This window comes from Bifidobacterium sp. LH_230, assembly GCF_056357555.1.
The window spans coordinates 1-26,270 of the sequence record NZ_JBKEWJ010000003.1 but is presented as its reverse complement, the minus strand read 5'-3'; the positions used below and the strand labels follow the sequence as shown (position 1 = coordinate 26,270).

The following is a 26,270-nucleotide window of genomic DNA, read 5'->3' as shown; positions in this document are numbered from 1 at the left end:
CAGGGTTCCCCTTCCGTTCGCGGGAGGGGAACCTCCTTTGTGCGCGCGTTGCGTGCGGTGCGTCTGTCGCGTCCGCGCGCCGTCGCGTCCGGCTCAGTCCTTCTCGTCCCAGCTTTCGGCCATATGGTCCGGATCGGTGAAATGCTGCCGGTATTCGCGCGGCGACATGGCGATGATCCGCCGGAACGCCTTCGAGAATGCAGTGACGTTGCGGTATCCGCAGTCCTCGGCGATCTGCTGGATCGGCTCGCGCGTGGTGCGCAGCAGCTCGCACGCCTGATACAGCTTCGCCTTGGTGATGAACAGTTGCGGCGTGGTGTGCTGGAAGTCCTGGAACAGCGTGTACAGATACGCTCGGCTGATGAACAGCGCGTCCGCAACATCGCCGACGCGCAACGGCTCGCCCATGTGATCCTGTATGTACTGCACGGCCTGCGTGATGTACGCGTTCGCCTTCGGATCGACGTTCAGTTCGGCCGTGGACGACGTTTCGACCAGCGTGCCGAGAAAATCGTTCATCAGCCCGACGAGCCGCAGATTGGTCGACAGCGAGCGTTCGGAACAGTCCAGCATGCGCGTGACGATGCCGTGCAGCGTGTCCGGATCGCTGACGTTGGCCAACGGCCGGGTCGCGGTCAGGCCGCAATGTTCCGTGATGCGCGGGACGTCGTCGCCGCGGAAGTTGACCCAGTCGGTCGTGCAGACGTCGTCGGCGTCACTGTAGTACAGCAGGGGAGTGTCGGCGGGCAGGTACACGCACTGTCCGGCGTGCACGGGGAAGCTCAGTTCGCCGATGCGGTAGTGTGCGCGGCCTTCGGCGATGAGGTGGATCGCATCATGGTTGCGCACGATCGGGCCGTACCGCGCCTTGACGTCGTGCTCGCGCCCCGCGCCGATAAAGACGATGCGCAATGGCTGCGCGGGGTGTTCAAGCGTGCGTTTCATACGACATCATCGTAGTGCGTCGATGTGCTGCGGCGTGACGAACATGGCGGTGTTCTTGTGCCGCACGACTGCTCGGCAAAAAGAACACCGCCATGTGACGATAGGAGAATGCTCAGCGCACTTCGGTGGATTCGCGCGGGGTGAGCGTGTAGCCGACGGTGATGGTGGTCGGGTCGGGGCGTTTGCCGGCCGGGGCCTCGATCTGCTGGCGCAGGTTCATCACGGCGAGCGACGCGAGCTGGTTGAGGTCGACGCTGATCGTCGTCAGCGACGGCACGATGAACTCGCCCGAGGTCACGCCGTCGAAACCGATCACCTTCACGTCGTCCGGCACGCACAGTCCGAGGTCGGCAAGTCCGCGGATCGTGCCGATCGCGGAGGAGTCGTTGAGGCAGAACAGGCCGTCGAACGGCAGTCCGTCGCGGCCTCGCGCGCGGATCGCCTCGCGCGCGTACGTCTCGTTCATGCCCTTGAGCGGGATGACGACCGATTCGTCGTACGGCAGCCCGAGGTTGATGAGCGCCGACTTCGCGCCGAGCAGACGCAGCTTGCGTGACGAGGTGCGCGTAAGCAGCTCGTCCTTGTCGATGAACGGCGGGCCGACGATGCCGATGCGCTTGCAGCCCTGCGCCGCAAGATGCTGCACGGCCGCGCGTGCGCCCTCCTCGTTGGGGAACATGATCGCGGAAACGAGCGTCTTCTCCTCGTAGGTGTCGATGAACAGCGCCGGCCGGCCGTGCTTGATCGAGTCGACCAGTTCGCCGGTCAGGCCGGAGGCGTGGATGATCACGCCGTCGGCGAGCGTGCCGGAGAACAGCGAGTTCGACAGCGCGGTGGTCGCGTTGTCCGGCTGGTACTTGGTCTCCTGCAGGAACGGCACCATGCCCTGATCGACGATCGCGTTCGACAGCGCGTCGATGAGCTTCGAATAGAACGGGATGTCGTATTCGTTGACGATGACTTGGATGATGCCGCTGCGGCCCGATTTGAGCATGCTGGCCGATGCGTTGGCCGTGTAGCCCATCTCCTTGGCGAGGGCTTGGATGCGATCACGTGTGGCGTCGCTGATGCCGGGCGCGTTGCGCATGGCCTTGGATGCGGTCATGGCCGATACGCCGGCTGCTGCGGCTACATCTTTCAGCGTGACGGCGGCTCGTTTCATGATGCTCCTTTGGCATACCTTGTATGGAACTTCTCTATCGTAACCCAACGTTAGGTTAACGATCTCTGTTGTTTACCGATAATCATATAGATAAACCAGATATTTCGTCAAATGCGCGATTCAGGCGATGCGCGACACGCCGAGAGTTAACCGTAAACTATAGTTTTTGCCAGATTTTGCAATCGCGAAAGCCGTTGTGGCGTAAGTGATTTCAGGGATTGTTGACCACGTCTGCGGGGTTTTTCATCTCAGGATTTGCCAAACGTTAATCTATGCCTTATATTGGTTAGCGTTAACCCCACGACGAGGTGAACCGATAATTGAGTTGTTGTCCGGTACGGTTTTCTTCCTTTTCCTTCCGTGCCGGGCAAGGGCTCAGTCGCATCGGTGCGCGATGAACGCGCACAAGAAAGGAAACAAGATGTCGAACAAAGGTGTGGCGAAGAAGGCCATGGCCGCCATTGCGGCCGTCGGCGCCATGTCGATGATTCTGGCGGGCTGCGGTTCCGATTCCGCCGACAAGAAGCAGGTCGACAAGGACGGCAAGCCCCTGGTCAAGGTCATGTTCCAGAACGCGACCAACCAGGACGTCAAGAACATGAGCTGGACCAAGGATCTCGAGAAGGCGTGCGGCTGCACGATCGAATGGTCCCAGGTCTCCGACGCCCAGTGGACGCAGCAGAAGTCCGCGACCCTGTCCGCCGGCAACCCGGCCGACGTGACCATCCGCGGCTACCACCCGGCCGACGCCCAGAAGTACCAGTTCTTCGAGGATCTCTCCAAGGATCTCGACAAGATGCCGAACGTTGAGAAGTTCTTCAAGGAACAGCCGATGGCCAAGGGTATGGTCACCACCCCCGACGGCAAGATCTACACTCTGCCGCGCTACTCCGGCAAGAACTACAAGACCTCCGGCCAGCACCTGTTCATCAACAAGACCTGGCTCGATAAGCTGGGCCTGCAGGTGCCGAAGACCTGGGACGAGCTGTTCAAGGTGATGGACGCGTTCAAGACGCAGGATCCGAACGGCAACGGCCAGGCCGACGAGATCCCGTACGCGATGCGTAACATGGGCTCCGACATCGGCTGGTGGTCCCCGCTGCTGTTCCTGAACTCCACCGGCATCTCCACGCAGTTCAACAACTCCCCGTCCCGCTACGGCGCGTACGTCGAGAACGGCAAGGTCAAGAACTACCTGGTGTCCGACCAGCTGCGCGAGACCGTCGAGTTCCTGCACGAGATGATCGAGAAGGGCTACAGCCCGAAGGATTCTCTGACTCAGGACTCGTCCAAGTACTACGCGTCGCTGACCGGTTCGTCGGACGGCAAGACCGCCACCGTGGGCCTCGCGATCACCAACGAGCCGAACGCCTTCGGCGCCGACCTGCGCGACCAGTACGAGGCGATCGAATGGCCGGCCTCCGCCGATGGCGTGACCGCGGCCGCCGATCACTCGCAGGATGAGGGCGCGTTCGAGGACTACGGCGTGGCCGTGTCCGCCGACGCTCCGAACAAGGACGCGATCTACAAGCTCATCAACGCCATGTACGACGGCAAGGACAACTCCATCCAGCAGCGCTTCGGCGCCTTCGGCGAATGGGTCACCAAGGACGGAGACAACACCTACACCGTGAACTCCAAGTTCTTCAACCTCGGCGCCAACGACAAGAGCCCGGCGTTCGCCGACCGCTTCGCCGGCTGGATTCCGGACTCCGTCACCATCAAGGGTGACGAGGCCGCCGCCCGTCTGAAGAAGGCCGATGACGTGTACGCCAAGGCTCTCGAGGCCGTCGGCAAGGACTACTTCCCAATCACGCTCCTGCCGTCCGACGCCGACTCCACCACGCTGTCGAACAACTCCGCCACCTACCTGACTGCCGCCATGCCGCAGATCGCCAAGTTCATCCAGAACGGCGGCGCCGATGACGACGCGACCTGGGACGCCTACGTCAAGGGCCTCCAGCCGCTGGGTCTCGACGAGAACAACCAGCTGTGGCAGAAGTGGTACGAGGACGCTTGGAAGAAGATCGACGAGTGATCGACTCGTCACGATCGCTCTGATCTGACTCCATCCCAACCCTTGCTCCCCGATAAGGGGAGCCAAGAAAAAACGAGTGCTCCCTCGCAAGAGGGGGCACTCCCCATCCCAACAAACCAACCCATCTCCAAAGAGGAACAATGGTACAGAACACAGGCACGGGCGCGAGCGCAGTCTCGCAGACCGTCGACGCGGGCAACGCGGTTTCCGCGCCGGTTGTTGACAATATTGCGGCCCGCAAGCATCAGCCGCTTCCGGTGCGTATCGGACGTCATCTCAAGCTGTATTGGCAGCTGTGGACCTTCGTCCTGCCGGCCATGATCTTCGTGGCCCTCTTCGCCTACGTCCCGATGTACGGCCTGCTGTTGGCCTTCAAGGACTACGATCCTCGCAAGGGCCTCGTCGGCGGCAAGTTCGTCGGCCTCAAATACTTCAACCAGTTCTTCCAGAACCCCCAGTTCGGCACGATCCTGCGCAACACGATCAACATCGCCGTGCAGACCGTCGCCTTCGGCTTCGTCTTCCCGATCATCCTGGCGCTGCTCATCAACCAGATCCATTCGATGAAGATCAAGTCCTTCGTGCAGACCATCACCTACATGCCGCACTTCATCTCTACGGTCGTCATGGTCTCGCTCATCAACATCTTCCTGTCGCCTGACACCGGCATGATCGGCCGCTTCTTCGGCGAACAGAGCCTCCTGGCCTACCCGCAGTTCTTCGCACCGATCTACTGGATCACCGAAGTCTGGCAGCACTGCGGCTGGAACTGCATCATCTACCTTGCCGCACTGTCCGCGGTCGATACATCGCTGTACGAAGCCGCCAAGATCGACGGCGCCGGCCGACTCCAGCTCATCTGGTCCGTCGACCTGCCGACCATCCTGCCGACCTGCGTGATCATGCTGATCCTGAACATGGGCGGCATCCTGAACGTCGGCTTCGACAAGACCTTCCTGATGCAGAACGCACTGAACCTGCCCGGTTCCGAAGTGCTTTCGACCTTCATCTACAAGATGGGCATCATCAACGGCCAGATCTCGCTGTCCACGGCCGCAACCCTGTTCAATACGCTGATCAACTTCTTCTTCCTGGTGCTGACCAACTTCATCTCGAAGAAGTTCTCGGATACGAGCATCTTCTAAGGAGCGGGTGAATATCATGGCACAAGCAACTGCAACCCCCACCGGCGTCGCGCCGAAGACTTCCGCCGACGAGATTCCGTGGAACTCGAAGGTCACGCAGCAGCGTACCGTCGGCGACTGGATCGTCGACATCGTGATCTGGACGATCCTGACCCTCGTCGTGCTCGCGGTGCTCTACCCGATCTGGTTCGTGATCATCGCCTCGTTCTCCGACCAGACGCTCGTTGCGTCCGGCAAGGTGACGCTGTGGCCGCTCGGTTTCAACGTCAAGGGCTACGAGATGGTGTTCTCCGACGACCGCGTGTGGCAGGGCTACCTGAACACGATCATCTACTCGGTGGTCGGCACCGCGCTCAACGTGGCTGTGACCATCCCCGCCGCGTTCGCGCTGAGCCGCCGCGAGTTCGCCCCGCGCCGCATCATCATGTTCTTCTTCACGTTCACGATGTTCTTCGCGGGCGGCATGATCCCGAACTACCTGTTGTTCCGTTCCCTCGGCCTGCTCGACACCATGTGGGTGTTCATCCTGCCGAGCGCGGTCAACGTGTTCAACCTGATCGTCGCGCGTTCGTTCTTCGAGTCCTCGATCCCGGAGGAGCTGCACGAGGCCGCCCAGCTGGACGGCGAGTCGTACTACGGCTTCTTCTTCAAGATCGTCATCCCGCTGTCCGCCGCGATCATGGCCGTGATCATGCTGTACTACTTCGTGCAGCACTGGAACGACTTCGGCACGGGCCTCGTGTACATCCAGGACACGCACAAGCAGCCGTTGCAGAACGTGCTGCGCGACATCCTGCTCGCGAACTCGACCCAGACCGGCAACGCCACGATGAGCGCCGGCCAGCAGCAGCTCTTCGCCGACCAGATCAAGTACGGCATCATCCTGATCTCCACCATCCCGCTCCTCATCCTCTACCCCTTCCTCCAGAAGTACTTCAACAAGGGTGTCATGGTCGGAGCGGTCAAGGGCTGATTCTCAGCCCTTGAGGGAAGCCCAGTGGGCTTCCCGACCGCTCCGAGCGTAGGGCTGCGGCAATACAGGCCGCAGCCCGGAGCCAGCACTGAGCCTCGCCGCAGGCGAGTCCGTAATTGCAGGACCGGAGCGGTCAAGAACCGCAAAGCCGGCGGAGCCTCCGCCGCCTTTTCCCTCCCCTTTCAGGGGAGGGTGTCAGCAAAGCTGACGGGTGGGGTACCGCGGCGAAGCCGCCAACAAGCCCGCATCGGCCCGTGGCCGATTCCCGCCGTCCATGACTTGCGGTCTACCCCTCAGCCAGCCCACTGCTGACAACCCCTGAAATGGGGGCATCCACAACACTTGCCGGGCACGCTCCAGAACAGAAGATATTCTCTCCTTCCGCTTCCGTTCCGGCCGTGCGCCCGGCTTTTCTTTGCCTGAAATCCTATGTTTTTCCGAAAGGAACCAACCATGGCAACCACACGATTGCCGCAACCTCAGGCCCCGGCCGATCCGTACGGCTACCTGATGGTCCATTTCATCGAAGATCCGAACAGCTATGCCGAGCGCATCTACCTCGACATCTCCGAGGGCGACGATCCGGAACGCTGGCATCCGCTGAACGGCGGCAACCCGATCCTCACGTCCTCGCTCGGCACGACCGGCGTGCGCGATCCGTACCTGACCCGCAATCCGGAAACCGGCCGCGTGTACATCATCGCCACCGACCTGCGCGTCTTCGACGGCTCCGGCCGCGGCTCCGCGCCGGGCAGCCCGTGGTACGGCTTCTCGCATCACGGCAGCACGAATCTCATCATCTGGTACTCCGACGATCTTATCCACTGGAGCGAGCCGCACGCGCTCGACGTGTCCCGCCGCCCCGACGGCACGCACGCCCAGCTCGGCATGGCGTGGGCGCCCGAAGCCCTGTGGGTCGCGGACTACTATCCGGAAGGCAGCGAAGCCGAGCACAACGGCTCTCGTGGCGCGTTCGTGCTGTACTGGTCGAGCAAGCTGTTCGCCGACGACGATCCCGAGCACAAGGACGACTCCGTCTACGACCGTGTGCTGTGGGGCGCGACGAGCGACTTCACCGACGCGACGTTCGAATACGGCGGCATCTTCATCGACAAGCATCGCCCGACGATCGACACGACCATGCTGCAGCGCGCGCTGCCGGACGGCACCATCCGCACGTACCGTGCGACCAAGGCGAACGGCGAGTCGACCGTTGAGCCGGCCGAGGTCAAGCGCGGCATCTGGCTTGACGCGACCGACGCGCCGCGCTGGTGGGAGCCGGGAACCGAATGGCACATCGTGCAGGAGGAGATCGGCGCCGAATGGGTGCCGAACCGCGATCCGGCCGGCGTGGAAGGGCCGGCGCTGTTCGCCTCGCACTCCGACGACCGCGCGTACCTGTACGTGGACGTGATCCCATCGATCGGCTACCGTCCGATGGTCACGGCCGATCCCGACCGCGGGTTCGACTACCTGCGTTCCGAGGACTTTTACATGGCCTCGCACACCAAGCACGGCGGCGTGTTCTCGCTGAGCCGAGCCGAATACGACCGCTTGCGCGCGGCCGACGGTACACTTGGGCAGTAGTAATACGCAGTGGCTGTTGATGCTGGCGGAGCCTTGGCTCTCTCGGCTGAGGGAGCTGGCAGCCGCAGGCTGACTGAGGGAGCGTCGCGATCGTAGATCGCCAAACATGACGGATCGGTAAAGCCGATACTCAATGTGGCGAACCTCCCGCGGTCATGCTGCGTGTGCCGTTTCCTTGGCTTAGGGGAGCATGCTTCGCCAGTGTCATGCCGGAACGAAGGAGTCTTCCATGCAGCGGTTCGCAGTCGGGTATGAGTTCGTGTGCCGCATCATCATGATGTTGATGGTGTGCCAGGTCGCGTTCATCGTGCATACGATCATGGGTCTGGTCGTCGGCGGGTTCTTCCCGTCGATCGCCGCGCTGTACTCGACGTTCCGCACATGGCTGATCGAGGTGGACGACCGGTCGTGGACGATCAAGCAGAGCTGGGTCACGTTCCATCGCGCGTGGAAGGCCGAACTGGCCGGCGCGAACGCGTTCGGCTGGCCGCAGTTCATCGTCTGGCTGCTGTTGATCTGGGATTACTACCTGGTCAACTGGAACGATATGGGCCGCATCGGCTACGCGGTGTCCGGCGTGCTGCTGGTCATCAACGTGCTGTACGGCCTGTTCGTGCTCGTCTCGTGGGCGATCCGCGCGAACTTCGACGAGAAGCCGATGTGGGTGGTGCGCACGTCGATCTCGATGGTGATCGCGCGGCCGTGGTGCTCACTGATGGTGACGGTGCTGTTCTGCGCGACCGTCTGGGCGTATTACACGTGGCCGGGCCTTGGCGTGGCACTCGGCGTCACGGTGCCGGTGTTCGCCGCGATGATGTGCATTTACTCGTACGGACGTGTGCCCGGCATGGATGTGCACGTGCTTGAGCCGGTCGAGGAGAAGAAGCGCAAGAAGCAGCAGGAGCGCGAGCAGCAGGGCAAGTAGGGCGGCGTCGGGTTGGTGCTTTCTTGAAACCCTGAGGCGGATTTTCGCTTGTGCAGGGGTCTTTCTCGAAACCTTGAGGCAGGCTTCCTGCGTATTCGCCTTGTGAAGCGTAGGAAATGACTCCTGGAATGGGGATTCGGCCAAGGTCGCTGCCTCAAGGTTTGCGAAAAGACCTCATCATGAACGGGAATCCGCCTCAAGGTTTGCGAAAAGACCGGGAAAACCTAGGTGTGAGGCGGTGCGGTTGCCCACTTCACAAGATTTTTGGCTTCGTCCCGGTCTGTGTGACGACCCCATCGTGCCGCTCGCGCTGGCGTCTGGCGCGATAATGGCATACAATATGATTTGTTAACGTTAACAAGACATGCAATTGCCGCTAACGGGATCGGCATCACAGGAGGGATCATGACGCAACCATACGAAGCCTATGTCTGGGCGTACTTCACGGGCGACACTGGCGGCAACGAGCAGATCAGCCTCGCCGTCTCGCGCGGCAACGACGCGCTGAACTGGCAGACGCTCAACGGCGGGCGTCCGCTGCTCACCTCGGCCTTCGGCACACGCGGCCTGCGCGACCCGTTCATCACACGCTCGCACGACGGCGGCAAGTTCACCATCATCGCCACCGACCTCAACGTTGCCGCGCTTCACGGCAACTTCCGCGAGGCCCAATGCAACGGCTCTCGGTACCTCGAAATCTGGGAATCCGACGACCTCGTGCACTGGGGCGAGCAGCGCCACACGCTCGTTTCCGCGCCGAACGCCGGCAATACATGGGCGCCGGAGACGTACTGGGTGCCCGAACTCGGCGAGTACGCAGTGTACTGGTCGTCGAACCTGTATCCGGCCGCGACTGATCGGCCTGCGGTATCCTCGTCCGAGTCCGCGAAACTCGACCCCGCGCACATGACCGCCGACGAGATCGCCGCCGCGCAATCTGCGCGCGAACTGCCCACCTACGGTCGCATGATGATCGCGACCACCAAGGATTTCCGCACGTTCTCCCAGCCGCGCGTGTGGATGGACGTGTGCCGCGGCAACGGCCACGACGGGTTGGGCCTGATCGACGCGACCGTCACGCACGACGGCGACTGGTGGTACCGGTTCGTCAAGGATGAGAAGCTCATGACCGTGCGCGAGGAGCGCTCGCATGACCTGATGGCGACGGTGTCCGGCTCGCTGCCGGGGGAGGCCTCCGGCGATTCGGCATCCGGTGACGGCTGGCAGCTGATCCGCGAGAACATCGGCGTCGGGCTGCCGAACGGCGAGACGGCCGACGACGGCACGCCGAAACCGTTCACGCACGGCGAGGGCCCGTGCATCTTCCGTGCGAACGACGGCGACGTGAACGGCTACCGCTGGTTCCTGTTCATCGATCAGCCGCGCTATCACGGCGGTCCGAACCACTACATCGGCTTCGCCACGCAGAACCTGGCCGATCCGGACGGCTGGACGCCGGTCAGCGGCAAACTGCGCGAGGGCATCCCGACCAATGCGGACGGCGGCAAACCGCGCCACGGCACCGTCATGCCCATCACCGCCGCCGAGCGCGACCGCTTGCTCGCCGCCTTCGGCGAGTGACCCGCGCGAGGCAATGCGCTGATCGGCGCGAGTGCCCGTTTCGTGTTGGCTTGCGGACCATCACCGTCCGCTCTTCTGTTCGCAAGCCAGCGCGAAACGGTTGCGTCTGTGGGAACGGCCTTCTGCGCGCTCCGACGCCGGAAAGCCGCTTTGCGTTAGCTCACTGAACTTCAGTTGGACTTCCGGGGCTGCCTTCTGCTCCTCATCTCTTCTGGCGTGATGTTTTGGATAGCATCTTTCCAATACTCTCCCGAACATCGCGCGAATCGACTGTCTGGCGTGATGTTTTGGATAGTTGGTGGCCAATGCTAGCGGTTCTGTCACGCTAGTAGGCCGTTTTGCGTGATATTCGCGATAGTATCTTCTCGCTACTCGCCCGAACATCACGCAAACCGATCTTCTGGCGTGATATTCGTGATAGTACCTGACCGCTACCCGCCCGAACATCACGCGAATCGACTGTCTGGCGTGATGTTTTGGATAAGAGGCGGCGGATGCTATCCAGAACATCACGCAAAGATGACGGGACTGGTGATGATGCGGATGGCGCCGCGGGGCCGATCGATGGCAACAGGTGGCAAAACATGGCAACACGGTGGTTCGCCGGATACGCTGGGTAGCCGTATGCGCCGGTTGCGCGCCGAACCTGTCGCTCGACTCGTCATAGAGGAGGAGTCCATATGTTGCTCATCAACGACCGTCATGCCCCGGTTGATCTCGAACCCGGCGCCACGCCCGTACTGCGATGGCGCGATGATGCCGGCGCGGTGGCCGCCGATCCCGCGCATGGCGGCGATCCGGTCGCAGTGCAGGTGATGGTTGCCGAGACTTGCGAGGATGCGCTCGCCGGACGCGGCATAGTGTGGGGCAGTGGCTGGATCGACGGCGACGCGTGGAACGGCGTGGCGTTGGACGGCGTCGATATGGGACCGTCGCGTCGGTATTGGGCATCGCTGCGCTGGAAGTATGCGGACGGCACGGTTGGCGATTGGGCTGATCCGGCCACGTTCGGCACCGGTGCGGGCCGCGAGTGGGTGGCCGAGCCGATTTGGGGGCCGGAGGCCAGGGACGTGAAGATTGCTCCGCTTGCTCCACTCGCTGCGCTCGGTCGAAATGACAGCAAGGATGATTCGCTCGGTCGCGATGATGAGCACGATGATTCGATTGGCCGCGATGGAGAGAACGATGATGCGGCCAGTAGCGATACCGAAAAAAATGATGCAGCCGGTTGCGATGGCGCGGATGATCCGGTCGACCATGATGATGACGTGGTCGGCCGTCATGACTGGGATCTCGGCAATGCGGCCGGTTGGGCGTTTCTGCGCGGCACGCTTGCCTTGTCCGACAAGCCGATCCGCTGGGCGACGCTCAACGCGACCGCCGCATCCACCCGTCCCGCGCGCCAGTTCGTCTATCGGCTCTGGCTCAACAACCGGTTCGTCGGCGTCGGCCCGACCTTCCCGATTCACGACGAAGCCCGCTACGACGGCTACGACGTCACCAATCTGCTACGCCCGGGCTGCACGAACGCGATCGGCGTCGTCGCCTACACGATGGACGACCGCCGGTTCATCGCCCAACTTGACGTCTGCTATGCGGACGGCGACATCGAGCATTACGGCACCGGCGCGGACGCCGAGCACGGCATGACCTGGCGTGCGCTCGCCGACCCCGCCGCCATCTACCCGCCCAGCGCGTCGATCGGTACGCAATACTTTGAGGCCCCGGCCGAAAACCTGCGCGGCGACGCGTATCCGCAGCATCTGTCCGACCCTGATATCGATACCGGGCGTGGGCAGTCTTGCACATGCCATTGCGAAGGCACGATGGCACACGGCGACGCATCCGACTGCGGCGCATGGCTACCGGTGACCGTCAAGCCGCAGTTCGCGGAACTGCTCGCCACGCCGACCGACAAACTCGCTGTGCGCTATGTGCAGCCGACGTCGCTGCTGCGCGTGGAACGTCCCGTGAAACAAGACGATCCCGACGATGCGTCGATCTGCGGCGACACGACGGGCGACGAGCCTGACGCCCAGATCCTCAGCGTCATCGCGGACTTCGGCGGCGCGCACATGGGCGGTGTCCGGCTCAACCTGCACCCGCGCCGGCCGATCGACGTCACCGTCCGCTACGGCGAGGTGCTCAACCCCGACGGATCGGTGAAATTCCATCTCTCCGCCGGCAACGTGTACGAGGACCACTGGCATGTCACGCCCGGCTGCGGCCCGCTCGAAACATGGGGTCTGCGCGTCTTCCGCTACGTCGAGATCAACGTCGCCCAACCGCCGGCCGCGCCGTCGTCGTGGGATACGCCGTCGCCCACCGGGCTGGACGAGCGCGCCGCCGCGATCGAGGAAATCCTGCTCGGCGACGATGGTCGCTTCGATCACGAAACAGTCGCTAATAATACGGAACGCAGCAAGTCCGCGAACGTTGGCGACATCGCCGGCCATCAGTCATCGAATGGCGCGGCCAACAACGGTGCGAACGATATCATCCCCGCGCTGTCCGCCGCCGCACTCGTCTATCCGTCCCTCGACGGCTCGACCGACGGCTATCCGGGCATGTTCCGCTCGTCCGATCCTGCGCTGAACAAGGTCTGGCAGCTGTCCGCGCACACGATCGAAGCGCTGAACGGCAACATCTACGCCGACTCGTGGACACGCGAACGCGCCGCCTACGAGGCCGACGCGTGGCTCCAGCAGCGCGCGCACCTCGCGCTCGACGCGGCGCCCGCGCTCGGCATGTACACGGTCGACTACCTCATCGCGAACCGCACGTGGCCGACCGAATGGCCGCTGTACCTCGTGCTCGCCGCGCACGATGCGTGGATGCGCAGCGGTTCGACCGCGCAGATCTCCGACCAGTACGATGGGCTGCTCGCGTTGCTGCCCGACCGCTATCTCGACGCGGCGACCGGCCTGGTCGTCAAGGAACCGGGCGAGTCGAGCAAGACCGACGGCGATCTCGTGGACTGGCCGCCGTCCGAGCGCGACGGGTTCCAGTTCGGGCAGGTCAACACGGTCGTCAACGCGCTCGCCTCGCGCGCGTACGCCGATATGGCCGATCTCGCGCGGGCCGTGGGACGTGATGATGACGCCGAACGATTCGCGGCCGTCGCGTCGCGCATGCGTGCGGCGATCCACGAACGGCTGTATGACGCGGATCGCGGCGCGTATGGGGACGGGTTGACGGTTACGGCGGGTGATGGCGCGGCCGAGACTATGGATGCTGATGGCATTGCCGGAAGTTGCGGTAAGCCGGCTGCTGGGTGCGATGGCGCGATCGCGTCGCCGTCTGAATCCGGCGGTAAGCCGGTTGCGTTCATTGCCGGTGGACGTCGGTTCGAGCCGATCGACCATGCGTCGCTGCATGCGTCGGCGTTCGCCTTAGCGTTTGCCGATGTGCCGGCCGGCCGGTCGTCGCAGATCGTCGCGTTCCTGCGCTCGCGTGGCATGGCGTGCAGCGTGTACACGGCCGCGCCGTACCTGCTTGGTTTGTATGGGACGGGTGTGCCAGATGCCGCCGCGGATGCGACCGCGATGATCGGCGACCGCCGCACCACGCATTCATGGGCGTACATGCTCGCGCAGAACGCGGGCGGCACGATGGAGGCGTGGGACGTGGCTCGCAAGCCGAACACCACGTACTCGCACCCGTGGGCCGCGTCCCCGGCGTTCCTGCTGCCGGAGGGTGTAATGGGCGTGCGTCCGCTCGAACCGGGATACCGTCGATTCGAGGTCGCGCCGCAGCCTGGAAAGGTGAGTGCGGCGAGCGCGACCGTGCCGACTCCGGCCGGCGATATCCATGTCGCGTATCGGGTGCGGGAAGGGGATGCGGATGGTGCGATCGAACTCGATCTGACCGTCCCGTCGCGAACCCGCGCCGATGTGATCCTGCCTACCGCTACCCACCGCGATCTCGCCCCCGGTCGTCACCACCTCGTCGGCTGAATCGCGGGGCTACGCGCGGGTACGTTCGGCGATCTGCCCCGGATGTACCCGTCTTGACGGGGCGATGTGCCGGAATTTTCGGCGATTCGCCCCGCAAAGAGGCTGGTCAGCGGGGCGGGTCGCGGGGTATTTCCGTGCTTCGCCTCGCAAAGGAGTCCGTATGCGAAGCAAATCGCGGGTAGGTTCCTTGAATTGCCCCGCAAGGAACTGCATGCGGGGCGGTGTACTGAGGCTTCCGGGAGTTGCCCCGCTGGGGCATCTGTGCGCGGGGCAGGTTGCTGATGCTTCCCGGAGTCGCCCCGCTATGCAGCTCGCCGCATAAGGCGACTTGCGGGTGGGGTTCGGAATTTGCCCCGCTGGATGGTGTGTGCGTGTGGCGGTTCCCGGACGGGTTCCTTGGTCCGCCTTGCTAGAAGGCCATATGTGTGCCAGGTCGTCGATGGCTTCCCGGAATTGCCCCGCTATGTGGCTCGCGTGTGAAGCGGTTTACGGATGAGTTCCGGGAGTTGCCTCGCTGGATGCTGTGTGTGTGGGGCAATTCCCGGACGGGTTCCTTGGAACGCCTCGCTAGAAGGCCATATGTGGGGCGGGTCGCCGATATCTTCCCGGAGTTGCCTCGCTATGCGGTTCGCGTGTGAAGCAATTTGCGGATAGGTTCCGGGATTTGCCTCGCTGGATGCTGTGTGTGCGGGGCAATTCCCGGACGGGTTCTTTGGATTGCCCCGTTGGAAGGCCAGTATGTGTGTCAGGTTGTCGATGACTTCCTGGAATCGCCCCGCTATGCGGTTCGTGTGTGGGGCGGTTTGCGGATGGGTTCCGGGATTTGCCCCATCATGATGCATGGAACAGGGCGTGTCGCAAAATTGTAGCGCTACAATAATGATCGTCAACGATGTTGTATCCATCCATCATCAGCAAGGAAGCAGCCATGACCAGCACTTCATACGATCAGTTCGCCATCGTCGGCAAGTCGGCAGCCGAGATCGCATCGACCCTCGCCGGTGCAGCGAACGGCAACGCAACCGATGTCAGCGTCGAAAACTCAGCCGCGTCGTCCAGCCAACATAACGACATCGCCGCACAGGTCTTCACCATCGACCCGACCGGCACCGCGATCGAATGGACCAGCGACGGCGAATACGTGCGCGTCGACGCATGGGGAGCGAACAGCGTGCGCGTGCGCGCCCGCCTCATGCAGCGCCCGCTCGACACCGACTGGGCGCTCCTCAAGCCGCCAGCCGACGCACCCAAGCCGAGCATCGCGGTCGGCGAAACCGCCGCCGCGCTCGTCAACGGCGAGATCGCGGTCAAACTCGAGGTCTTCGGTTGGACCAAGGACCACCTGCGTCTCACCTTCATCGACACGCAGACCGGCAAGACCCTCCTCAAGGAAGCCTCCGACGGCGGCGCGCTCCGCCTGCGCCCGCGCAAGCACAACCCACTCGAATCCGGCGCGGAAGCCCCGGTCGCATCCTTCGAGCCTCCAGCCGGCGAGCACCTGTACGGCATGGGCGAATACCAGCAGAACGTTCTCGATCTCAAGGGCTCCACGCTCGAACTCGCGCACCGCAACTCGCAGTGCTCCGTTCCGTTCGTCGTCTCCAGCGCCGGCTACGGGTTCCTGTGGCACAACCCGGCCATCGGCCGCGTCACGTTCGCACAGAACCGCACCGAATGGCAGGCCGACTACTGCGATCAGATCGACTACTGGATCACCGCCGGCCGCACGCCGGCACAGATCGAATCGCAGTACGCCGACGCGACCGGCCACGCGCCCGTCATGCCCGAATGGGGCCTCGGATTCTGGCAGTGCAAGCTGCGCTACTGGAATCAGGAACAGCTGCTCGAGGTCGCGCGCGGCTTCAAGAAGCGCGGCATCCCGATCGACCTGATCGTCATCGACTTCTTCCACTGGCCGCTCATGGGCGACTTCCGCTTCGATGAGGAATTCTGGCCCGACGTCAAGGCCATGACCGACGAACTGCACCGGATGGGCATCAAGCTCATGGTTTCGATCTGGCCGCAGATCGACCTCAAGTCCGAAAACTACGAGGAGATGCGCCACCGCAACTTCCTCGCCAAGACCCGCACCGGCAAGGACGTGGGCATGTGGTGGCCGCGCGACAGCCAATTCTTCGACGCGACCAACCCGGACGCGCGCAAGTTCGTATGGGGCAAGGTCAAGGAACACTATACCGACCTCGGCGTGGACGCGTTCTGGCTCGACGAGGCCGAACCCGAGTGGGGCGGCGACTACGACTACGCGCACTACATCTTCAACGCCGGCCCGGTCGGCAAAATCGGCAACCTGTACCCGCAAAAGTACAACCAGACCTTCTACGAGGGCCAGCTGTCGATCGGCCGCGAAAACGACACGGTGAACCTGTCACGCGCCGCATGGGCGGGCGCCCAGCGCTACGGCGCGCTCGTGTGGTCCGGCGACGTGCACTCCACGTTCGACGACCTCAAGGCGCAGATCACCTGCGCGATCCACATGGGCGCAGCCGGCATCCCGTGGTTCACCACCGACATGGGCGGCTTCGCCGGCTCCGACATCACCACCGACGCATTCAAGGAACTGTTCGTGCGCTGGTGCCAGTTCTCCACGTTCCTGCCCGTCATGCGCAACCACGGCGACCGCGGCCCGCGCAACCACCAGGTGCTCGACAGCCGCGGCAACCAGATCACCCACGTGCACACCGGTGACGACAACGAGCCGTGGAGCTTCGGCCCGGAGGTCGAGAAGACGATGGTCAAGTACATCCGGCTGCGCGAGGCGATGCGCCCGTACACGCGCGAACTGTTCGCGGCGGCGCACGAATCCGGCCAGCCGCTCGTGCGCGGACTGTTCTACGAGTTCCCGGGCGAGGAGGCCGCGGCCGACATCGCCGACGAGTACCTGTTCGGACCGGATATCCTCGTCGCGCCGGTGACCGAGCTGGGCGCGCGCTCGCGCGAGGTGTACCTGCCGGGCGCGGCCGGTGCGGCTGGTGATGCGTCCGCCGAGCCGACGACGTGGACGAACCTGCACACCGGCGAGACGTTCGCCGGCGGCCAGACGATCACCGTCGACGCGCCGCTCGACGTCGTTCCCGCGTTCGCGCGCGACGGCCGCGATCACGGACTTGCCGGACTGATCTGACCGATCGATCGAACCGGCCGGCCGATATTTGACTGATCGATCTGCTGATTGATTTGACTGATCGGTCGGTCGATCTGACCGGATCGGTCAATCAGTTGATCTGCGACGTCGGCCGGCCATCATCCAAACTCGTCGTCCGGCAACGCGCGCCGGATGACGGTCGCGGACGATCCGACGGTGGTGGCTGCCCGCGGCGCGCGGGTCGACTACGATAAGACGCGGAGGTAAGGATGGTCACACTCGATGATGTAGCCGCGCGCGCCGGTGTGTCGCGCATGACCGCGTCGAACACGCTGCGCGGCAAAACGGTCGGCGGCAAGCCGATCGTCAAACCGGAAACCGCCGAACGCGTGCGCAAGGCGGCCGCCGAACTCGGCTATCGGCCGAATCTCGCCGCACGCCAGCTCAGCTCCGGCCGCACCGGCATCATCGGCCTGTCCGTCGCCGATCTCGACATGATCTTCCCGGCCGCGCTCGCAGCCACCCTCTCCGACGAGGCGTACCGGCGCGGCTACCAGCTCATCACCCAGCAGACGCGCATGTCCGCCGACTACGAGCGCGAGATGCTCGGCAGCGCCAGCGCGCAGATCTGCGACGGCACGATCGTGTGCTGGCCGAGCCATGACACGGTGTCCGCGCTCGCGTCCGCGCACGGCCACCCCACGGTCGTGCTCGACGGATTCGGTCTTGAGGGTCGGGCCGATTGCGTGTTCACGCCGTGCATCGAGGGTGCGAAGGCGGCGGTGCGGCATCTTATCGCGGCCGGCGCGCGGCGCGTGCTCGTTCTCGGCACGGTGTACCGCACGGCGGATGCGCTGGCGAAGGCCGCGAACAGCGCCGAATTGCGGTTGCGGGGCGCGTGCGAGGCGCTGGACGAGGCCGGGTTGCCATATGGGCCGGCCGACGTGGTGCCTTGCGGCTGGACACGGCAATCCGGATACAATGCCATGTCGCGGATTCTTGTCGATCGGGGGGTTGTTGCGGGCGTCGGTGGCGCGCGTGTCGATGTGCTTGGCTTCGATGCCGTGTTCTGCATGGCGGATACGGTGGCGATCGGTGCGCTGCGGGCGTTGACCGATGCCGGCGTGCGTGTGCCCGATGATGTGATGATCATGGGGTTCGATGGGGTTGAAGACGGTCGATACACCAATCCGGGGCTGTCCAGTGTGCTGATCGATACCGAAGAGGTCGCGGCTGTTTGTCTGGACATGCTGGCGGAGCGGATCGCGCAGCCGTCCGCTCGTTCGGGTGTTGGTGGCGCCGCTGCCAGCGCCTCCGATGCACCGCGCACGCATATGCTGGGGTATCGCATTGTCTCGCGCGGCAGCGCCGAACGTGCATGACGCAGATAGTGGGGAATATCGTCGTTTTTCTGACGTTTGTTGCCTTGTTCGGCGATCCTTGCCGGCGGTTTAACGATTGAGAGGCTGATTTTGTCTTGCGACAGAGTCTGTTTGACGATCGAGAGGCTATAAGTTGGCGTTGCCAGGGGGCTAAGCGGCCTTTTTTAGCCTTCGAAATAGTGCTTTCATGAAGTGAACAGCCTCTTGATCGTCAATCTAACCTGCGCAGAGGCTGAAATCAGCCTCTCGATCGTCGAACCGCCGGTCAAAGGGGTCGCATGAAAGCGGTTTTGTGGTTGTCGCTCTGACTCGGCGTGTTATTCAAACGTTTGAATATACAATGATGACGAACAAGGCCCCACAACGAGGAGGAGTGTCATGACCGCATATCACGTTTCCGCATCCGCGCCCGCAACCGGCGCGGACGGTACCGAAGCCCATCCGTTCCACGCTATCAACGAAGCCGCCGCCATCGCGCGCGCCGGCGACGAGATCGTCGTGCATGACGGCGTCTACCGAGAATCCGTCGACCCGCAATACGGTGGCGAAAGCGCGGAGCATCGCATCGTCTACCGCGCGGCCGACGGCGAGCATCCTGTCATCAAGGGTTCCGAGCGCGTCGACACGTGGGAGCGCGTCGAGGAGTCCACGGACGGCGCCGTATGGAAGGCCGTGCTGCCGAACGCCATGTTCGGCGCATTCAACCCGTACACCCGCACGGTGTTCGGCGACTGGGTGATCGACGCCAGCTCGCACGCCCGCGCCGTTTGCGAGGGGCATGACGAACTCGCGCCGGAAGCCGCATCCGCCGCATCCCCCCATCCCGCATGCCACCTCGGCTGCGTCTACCTCAACGGCCGCGCACTCTACGAGGCGTTCAGCCGCGAGGAAGTCGCCCACCCTCGCCCGCGCACGGTCGGTTTCGATTCCGGCGCATGGCGCAACGGCCCGGTCGCGGACACCGCCGCCGGCAACCCGAGCCTCACCACGCTCGTCTGGTACGCCGAAGTCACCGGCGACGCGCACACCGGCACCACCACCATCTGGGCCAACTTCCACGACGCGGACCCGAACGAGGCCCTCACCGAAATCAACGTGCGCGAGACCTGCTTCGCCCCGTCGCGCCCGCAAACCAACTACATCACCGTGCGCGGTTTCGAAATCGCCCAAGCCGCAACCCCGTGGGCCCCGCCCACCGCCGACCAGATCGGCATGATCAACACGCATTGGTCGCGCGGCTGGATCATCGAAAACAACCACATCCACGACGCGAAGTGCTCCGCCGTCGCGCTCGGCAAGGAGGTCTCCACCGGCGACAACGACTGCACGCGCACCCGCCGCAAGTCCGGCTACCAGTACCAGATGGAGGCCGTGTTCAAAGCCCTGCGTTTCGGCTGGCAGCGCGGCGTGGTCGGCGGCCATCTCGTGCGCAACAACCGCATCCACGATTGCGGCCAGACCGGCATCGTCGGCCACATGGGCTGCGCGTTCAGCCGCATCGAGCACAACGAGATCTACAACGTCGCCACGCGCCGCGAGTTCTGGGGTCATGAGATCGGCGGCATCAAGTTCCACGCCGCGGTCGACACGGTCATCGCGAACAACAACATCCACGACTGCACGCTCGGCATGTGGCTCGACTGGCAGACGCAGGGCGCGCACATCGACCGCAACGTGTTCTGGGCGAACACGCGCGACATCATGGTCGAGGTCAGCCACGGCCCGTACACGGTCAGCAACAATGTGCTCGCCTCGCCGATCAGCCTCGACATCATCTCCGACGGCGGCGCGTACGTGAACAACCTCATCGCCGGCACGATCCGGCTCGGCCGCGTCATGGACCGCTCCACGCCGTACCATTTCCCGCACACCACCGCGCCGGCCGGTTCCGCGTTCGTCTACGGCGGCGACGACCGGTTCGTCAATAACCTGTTCGTGCAGGTCGCCGGCACGACCGCCGACGCCGACGAGCAGACCGGTTGGCTGGCGGAAGGCCACGGCACGCGTACGTATAATCTGCAGGCTGCGCACGAGATGAAGCGCGGCGTGGGGGAGCGCGGCGAGCGTCCGGCGACGCTTGCCGAGTACGAGCGGGCGGCGCGCGAGACGGTCGGCAACGGCGACGAGGAGGCGTTCCGCGAGGTGCCGCAGCCGGTGTTCGCGCGCGACAACACGTACGTCGGCGGTGCGCGGGCGCTGCTCGGCGAGACCGGTGCGCTGGTGCGCGACGGCTCGTTTGCGGTTGATGTCGCGCAGGATGACGCCGATCGTTCGGTGCGACTGTCCGTGCGGACGGCTGATGGCGCGGATGCTGAGATTGCGCATGCCGACGCTGATGATGCCGTCGTGTTCGGCACGGGCGCGATCGTGCGTACCGCCGATCTCGGCGAGCCGCGCATCGTGGAGGAGCGATTCGAGCATGCGGACGGCAATCCGTTTGTCTTCGACACGGATCTCGTGGGCGAGACGCGTGCGGAGGAGTCTTCGCGTGGACCGCTTGCGTCGCTCCGCCCGAACCAGTCCGTCACCGTCTGGCGGTGACCGGTTGGTCCGGGCGCGGATGCGCATAGCGTGTCAATGCGTCTGATTGTGCCTTGTTGATCGTGCGGTGATGGGCCGAAGGTCCTGTCTCCGCACGATTTCATGTCACATATTGTCGAAAAATCGGTTTATGGCGTTGGTATGACAGCGATATTGTCACTGCCAACACGTATATCGTTTGACTCAGCGAAGTGTGACAGTTTGCCAGAATCAACAACATTGAAATGAAGCCGTTTCTTCGTGCGGCTGTTATATTCGACGTGCGGGGAGTTGTCACACAAACGGTTATAGGTCCATGATCGGCAGGGTGTGACAAGAAATATGATCACACCCTGCGATCTCATCGATAAGAGCAGATAGTGTGACGAGGACTCTCTACACGACGTATCAATTGGTCTCTGATCGGGGACAAGAATAAAAGTTCGCCAGTCTAAACCCGGCGAAAGTACCATTTCCTCAATGATATGAATGATCACCGCATGGTGGATTCGCGCTGGATGATGCGGTAATCCGCGACCAGTCTGCGCGGTGAGGTCGCATCGGACGGATGATCGATGCGCGAAGTGAGCAGGTCGAGCGCCTTGCGCGCGTAGTCGTCGTAATCGATGGCGACCGTGCTGATCGACGGCGATGTGTACGCCGTCTCGCGAATCCCGTCGAACCCGATGATCGCCACATCGTCCGGCACGCGCACGCCGCAATCCGCGAACCCGCGCGCGGCGCCCATCGCCATCACATCGTTCAGGCAGAACAGGCCGTCAATTGGCAAGGCTGTGGCTCCCAGACCCTTACGCGCACGGCCTTGGGCGATTGATTCGTCCGCGGCGCGAGAAGTGTTGCCGCTGGTGTGATCGAGACGCTGCAAATGGCGATCGGGCTCATCACCGCGGCCACCCCCCGATTCCGCATCACGCCCCATCGCCAGCCGATGCGCGGCCGCACGCGCCTCCTCGAAATCCCACGAACAATCGATCGCCAGACCCGGCTCGAACGCGATGCCGGCCTCGTCCAACGCCGCCAACGCCCCGCGCAACCGCTGCGTGCGGAACGCGGAATTGCCATCCTTTGCAAACACGACTGAACTCGCCTCATTCGGCGCATCCGCCCGTACGCCAATCCCGAGAATCCCGATCCGCCGGCAGCCAGCCGCGATCAGATGCCGCACCGCGTCCCGCGCCCCCTCGAAACTCGGCGTCACCACCGCGTCGAACAGCGGCTCATCCGAAAAATCCTCGCACCACACCATCGGCTTCGTGCCGATATGCGACTTGATCTCCTCCGCCGACACCTTTGCCGGGCTGAAGATCAGGCCATCGCAGAACTGGCTCGTCGTGCGCTCCAACGTTTGCAGTTCGCCCTCGCGCGAGTTGGCCGTCTCCTGAACGATCACGCGCAATCCGCGCTCGCCGGCCTCGCGCGTGATCGCCGCCGCCAAACGCATCGGCTGCGCGGCCTCCAGCGCATACACCGCCACGCCGATCACCCCGTTACGCCCGGCCTTGAGAATCCGCGCCGACAGATTCGCCGTATACCCGAGCTCGCGCGCCGCCGTCCGCACCCGCTCAACCGTTTCAGCTTGGAACCGCGTGTCCCCGCGCAGAATGTACGACACCGCCGACGCCGACACTCCGGCCCGCGCCGCCACATCGCGCAATGTCGCCATACATCCTCCTTGCTTGGGGCCGCTGCGGAATCGCCCGCGTCGTGTACAGCATCATCGTAGTGCATCGGCGGGTCGGAACGCTGCGTTGCGGCGGGGAAGGCAACGTTGGCCGCGATTGGGTAGCTTAAGCGCTACAGTAGTTGCAAATACTAGCTTTTATCAACGATGATGATAAGGAGATCGACGATGAATGCGACTGCCATGAAGACGGTGGAGCCAGACGGAAACGGACGCGTGACGTGGGGTAACGGCGTGGTCTCGATGACGTTCGAGACTCGCGGCGACCAGCCGGTGCGATTGAGCGGCCTGACCGGACGCGGAATGGGCGGGGGAGACCGTACCGCTGATACGCTTGATCCGGCTGGCGATACGACGGTCACTGATGGCACCACAACGACCGTGTTCCAGCGCGATCCGCGGCCGATCGTGGAGGTGCGCGCGGCGGCGACCGGGTCGCATGACAACCGTCAGCCGTTGATCCTGACCGCCGCCGGCTCGAAGCTGCGGTTCGTAAGCGCCCGCGCGAAGGCGCCGGAATCCGGATCGTACGAGCCGTACCGGTTGGAGATCGTGCAGTTCGCGTCGTATGCGAGCTTGAAGCCCGGTGGGCGTCCGATGGACAGCATCGATCCCGGCTCGGCTGCCGCTGCCGATGCGGCGGACCCCGGCATGTCCGGTCTGGGAGACCACGCCGAGTCTGCTGTCTCACTTGACGATGGCCTGACCGTTACCTCGGTATTTGAGGCATATCCGGGTGTTTCCGCGGTGCGCGCCCATACCGTCCTGCATTCGCCGCAGACGTTCCCCATCGAGGCGGTGTCGTCGCTGAACCTCACGTTGCCGATGGACGCGAACGGCGCAAGCGTCGAGTCGTCGCGCATCTTCTGGGGCGATGCCGCGTGGGCGGTCGAGAACGACTGGCACAGCGCGCCGCTGCGCAAGACCGCCGTGCGCGACCGCAACCAGATCATCAACCCCGGCGAATCCAGCTCCCGGTTCGTGCGCAGTTCGGCGTCCACGTGGTCGACCGGACTGCACGAGCCGGCCGGCATCGTCGAGGCCAGCCGTGACGCAACCGACGCGTTCTCGGTGATGTGGCAGATCGAGCATAACGGTCCGTGGGAGTGGGAGATCGGCGAGAACGACCCCGGCCTGCACGTCACCGCGTTCGGACCGGAATATCAGGATCACCAGTGGTCCACGAACCTCGGCGATGGCAACGATTGCATCACCGTGCCAGTCTCGTTCGCGGTCGCGGCGGGCGACTGGCAGCAGGCAGTCGCGGAAATGACCCTGCAACGCCGTGCCCTACGCGCCGCGAAATCCGCGGAACTCGGCCGCACAACGCAATTCGAGCACACGCAGGGGCTCGTCGTGTACAACGACTACATGAACACGCTGTTTGGAGACCCGCGCATCGAGAAGGAACTGCCGCTCATCGACGGCGCCGCGAAGGCCGGCGCGGACATCTTCTGCATCGACGCGGGCTGGTACGACAGCACCGACGGCGGCTGGTGGGATATGGTCGGCGAATGGCTGCCGTCCACGAACCGCTTCGGCTCGGAAGGTCTGGCCGGTCTGGCCGCGCGCATCCGCGAGGCGGGCATGGGACTCGGCCTGTGGCTCGAACCCGAGGTGATCGGCGTCAAGTCGCCGCTCGCCGCGACGCTGCCCGACGAGGCGTTCTTCACCCGCCACGGCGTGCGTGTGTGCGATTCCGGCCGTTATCTGCTCGACTTCCGTTCGTCGGCCGCTCGCGAGCACATCACGCGCACCGTCGACCGGCTCATCGCCGACTTCGACGTGAAGTTCTTCAAGTTCGACTACAACACGATCCCCGGCGCCGGCACCGATCGCGATGCCGAGTCGGTCGGCGCAGGACTGCTCGACCATTGCCGCGCGTACCTCGACTGGCTCGACGACCTGCGCCGCCGTCACCCGGACGTCATGATCGAGAACTGCGGTTCCGGTGCGATGCGCGCGGATTACGCTCAGCTGAGCCGGCTCGACTTACAGTCGACCTCCGACCAGTGCGACCCGCTGATCTACGCGGCGATCGCGGCCGGCGCGGGCCTGACGATCCTGCCGGAACAGCAGGGCAACTGGGGGTACGCGCAGCAGGAGATGGACGACGAGACGGCGGTGCTTACGTTGGCGGCCGGCGTGATGGGACGTCTGTATCTGTCCGGATTCATCAACCGGATGGATGACACGCGGCTCGCGTTGGTGCGTGATGCGGTGGCGTTGCAGCGGCGGATTCTCGCACGTCAGGAGACGTTGGTGCCGTGGTGGCCGGCCGGTTTGCCGGAGTTCGACGGCGACTGGCTGGTGGCCGGTCTGCGACCGTATGCGCCGGTTGCTGCGAACGATGGCAAGGATGATGCGACTGCATACGTTACCGTATGGCGGCGCGCAGGTGACGCGTCGATCGATCTGCCGATACCGGAAGGGAACGAGATCACGCAGATCTTCCCGGTTCCGGTGACGGATGCTGCTCGGGATGCCGGCGATGGCGTTGCGAGCAGTGATGCGGCGATGGCTGTCGCCGGGGATGACGGCGTCGCTGCGGAAGGTGCGACTGCCGGTATGCGTGGGGTCTCGGCCGCGAACCACGCGCCAAGCGCCCGACCGTGGACGATCGATCGACTTGACCCGTCCACCGTCCGCCTGACCGTCTCCGACACCACCAACCCCTCCGCCCGCATCTTCGCCGTGCGGTAGGGACACAGTCCCGAGGCGACAGGCAAGTCGGCGCAATGCGGCATCACACGGTAGTGTGATGCTGTGTTGTTGCGGCGCTGTCGCGCCGCAGTACCCCAACCCGCCCGGCCTGCGCCGGGCACCCTCCCCTAAAAGGGGAGGGACTGTCTTGGGCATGACCGGGTTTTGGAGTAACCGATATGTACCCTGTACATGTCTCTGCGTTTGCTCCGTGGCGGAATCACAGACAGTGCCGGAAAAGAGCGCCATTCACGGCAAACAGGTCCAGAGCTTTCCTTCCCCTTTGAGGGAATCGGCGAAGCTGACGGGTTGGGGCATGGTCGCACGGCGTCGCCAATAACGCGGATGGCATCTATCTGTAATGGCGCAGGGCGGATGTCGTTTGAGAGACTCGTACCTCGGTAATTCCCTCCCCTTTTAGGGGAGGGTGTCAGCGAAGGGCGGATTCTAGTGGTGGTTGCAACACCCGTGTTGCTGGTTGATTTGGTTGTGTGATCGTATCATGCCTCGTTGATCAGGTCGAGGATGGCTTCGGACGGTTTCCTGAA

Annotated in this window: 14 protein-coding genes; 11 read left to right on the top strand and 3 right to left on the bottom strand. The window is 63.8% G+C overall.

Going from position 1 to position 26,270, the window contains the following annotated elements:
* Positions 1 to 93 precede the first annotated feature (93 nt).
* Both AC1A0G_RS02150 and AC1A0G_RS02145 read right to left on the bottom strand, forming a co-directional pair.
* On the bottom strand, positions 94 to 945 hold the full coding sequence (locus AC1A0G_RS02150) for an AraC family transcriptional regulator (protein ID WP_476527151.1): 852 nt from the start codon (positions 943 to 945) through the stop codon (positions 94 to 96).
* Positions 946 to 1,057: 112 nt separating this feature from the next.
* Positions 1,058 to 2,107 (bottom strand): LacI family DNA-binding transcriptional regulator, encoded by a 1,050-nt coding sequence (locus AC1A0G_RS02145; RefSeq protein ID WP_476527150.1) that lies wholly within the window; start codon positions 2,105 to 2,107, stop codon positions 1,058 to 1,060.
* Between the two features lie 421 nt (positions 2,108 to 2,528).
* On the opposite strand from AC1A0G_RS02145, the gene AC1A0G_RS02140 reads away from it, so the two are divergent.
* The 10 genes from AC1A0G_RS02140 (at position 2,529) to AC1A0G_RS02095 (ending at position 21,338) form a co-directional block, all read left to right on the top strand.
* The gene (locus AC1A0G_RS02140; protein ID WP_476527148.1) at positions 2,529 to 4,145 is read left to right on the top strand and encodes a type 2 periplasmic-binding domain-containing protein; all 1,617 of its coding nucleotides are present in this window, start codon (positions 2,529 to 2,531) and stop codon (positions 4,143 to 4,145) included.
* Positions 4,146 to 4,285: 140 nt separating this feature from the next.
* Positions 4,286 to 5,290: an ABC transporter permease gene (locus tag AC1A0G_RS02135; RefSeq protein WP_476527147.1), complete on the top strand. Its 1,005-nt coding sequence runs from the start codon at positions 4,286 to 4,288 to the stop codon at positions 5,288 to 5,290.
* A 16-nt stretch (positions 5,291 to 5,306) separates the two neighbouring features.
* Positions 5,307 to 6,263, top strand: a complete 957-nt coding sequence (locus tag AC1A0G_RS02130) for a carbohydrate ABC transporter permease (protein WP_476527146.1) — start codon at positions 5,307 to 5,309, stop codon at positions 6,261 to 6,263.
* A gap of 453 nt (positions 6,264 to 6,716) precedes the next feature.
* A complete protein-coding gene (locus tag AC1A0G_RS02125) occupies positions 6,717 to 7,850 on the top strand; it encodes a glycoside hydrolase family 43 protein (RefSeq protein ID WP_476527144.1) in 1,134 nt (377 codons plus the stop codon).
* Between the two features lie 229 nt (positions 7,851 to 8,079).
* On the top strand, positions 8,080 to 8,775 hold the full coding sequence (locus AC1A0G_RS02120; protein ID WP_476527143.1) for a YesL family protein: 696 nt from the start codon (positions 8,080 to 8,082) through the stop codon (positions 8,773 to 8,775).
* A gap of 405 nt (positions 8,776 to 9,180) precedes the next feature.
* Positions 9,181 to 10,356, top strand: a complete 1,176-nt coding sequence (locus AC1A0G_RS02115) for a glycoside hydrolase family 43 protein (protein WP_476527141.1) — start codon at positions 9,181 to 9,183, stop codon at positions 10,354 to 10,356.
* Positions 10,357 to 11,036: 680 nt separating this feature from the next.
* Positions 11,037 to 14,312 carry an alpha-L-rhamnosidase-related protein gene (locus AC1A0G_RS02110; protein ID WP_476527140.1) on the top strand — a complete coding sequence of 1,092 codons (3,276 nt, stop codon included), beginning with the start codon at positions 11,037 to 11,039 and terminating at the stop codon, positions 14,310 to 14,312.
* A 928-nt stretch (positions 14,313 to 15,240) separates the two neighbouring features.
* Positions 15,241 to 17,454 carry a glycoside hydrolase family 31 protein gene (locus AC1A0G_RS02105; protein WP_476527139.1) on the top strand — a complete coding sequence of 738 codons (2,214 nt, stop codon included), beginning with the start codon at positions 15,241 to 15,243 and terminating at the stop codon, positions 17,452 to 17,454.
* A 230-nt stretch (positions 17,455 to 17,684) separates the two neighbouring features.
* Positions 17,685 to 18,797 carry a LacI family DNA-binding transcriptional regulator gene (locus tag AC1A0G_RS02100; RefSeq protein ID WP_476527137.1) on the top strand — a complete coding sequence of 371 codons (1,113 nt, stop codon included), beginning with the start codon at positions 17,685 to 17,687 and terminating at the stop codon, positions 18,795 to 18,797.
* 378 nt (positions 18,798 to 19,175) lie between these two features.
* Entirely contained in the window at positions 19,176 to 21,338 is a 2,163-nt protein-coding gene (locus AC1A0G_RS02095; protein WP_476527136.1) for a right-handed parallel beta-helix repeat-containing protein, read from the top strand.
* A 472-nt stretch (positions 21,339 to 21,810) separates the two neighbouring features.
* Here AC1A0G_RS02095 and AC1A0G_RS02090 read toward each other — a convergent pair whose 3' ends face one another.
* Entirely contained in the window at positions 21,811 to 23,001 is a 1,191-nt protein-coding gene (locus AC1A0G_RS02090; protein ID WP_476527134.1) for a LacI family DNA-binding transcriptional regulator, read from the bottom strand.
* A 186-nt stretch (positions 23,002 to 23,187) separates the two neighbouring features.
* Here AC1A0G_RS02090 and AC1A0G_RS02085 point away from each other — a divergent pair, with 186 nt between their 5' ends.
* Entirely contained in the window at positions 23,188 to 25,722 is a 2,535-nt protein-coding gene (locus tag AC1A0G_RS02085; protein ID WP_476527133.1) for a beta-L-arabinopyranosidase, read from the top strand.
* The last annotated feature ends 548 nt before the right edge of the window (positions 25,723 to 26,270 follow it).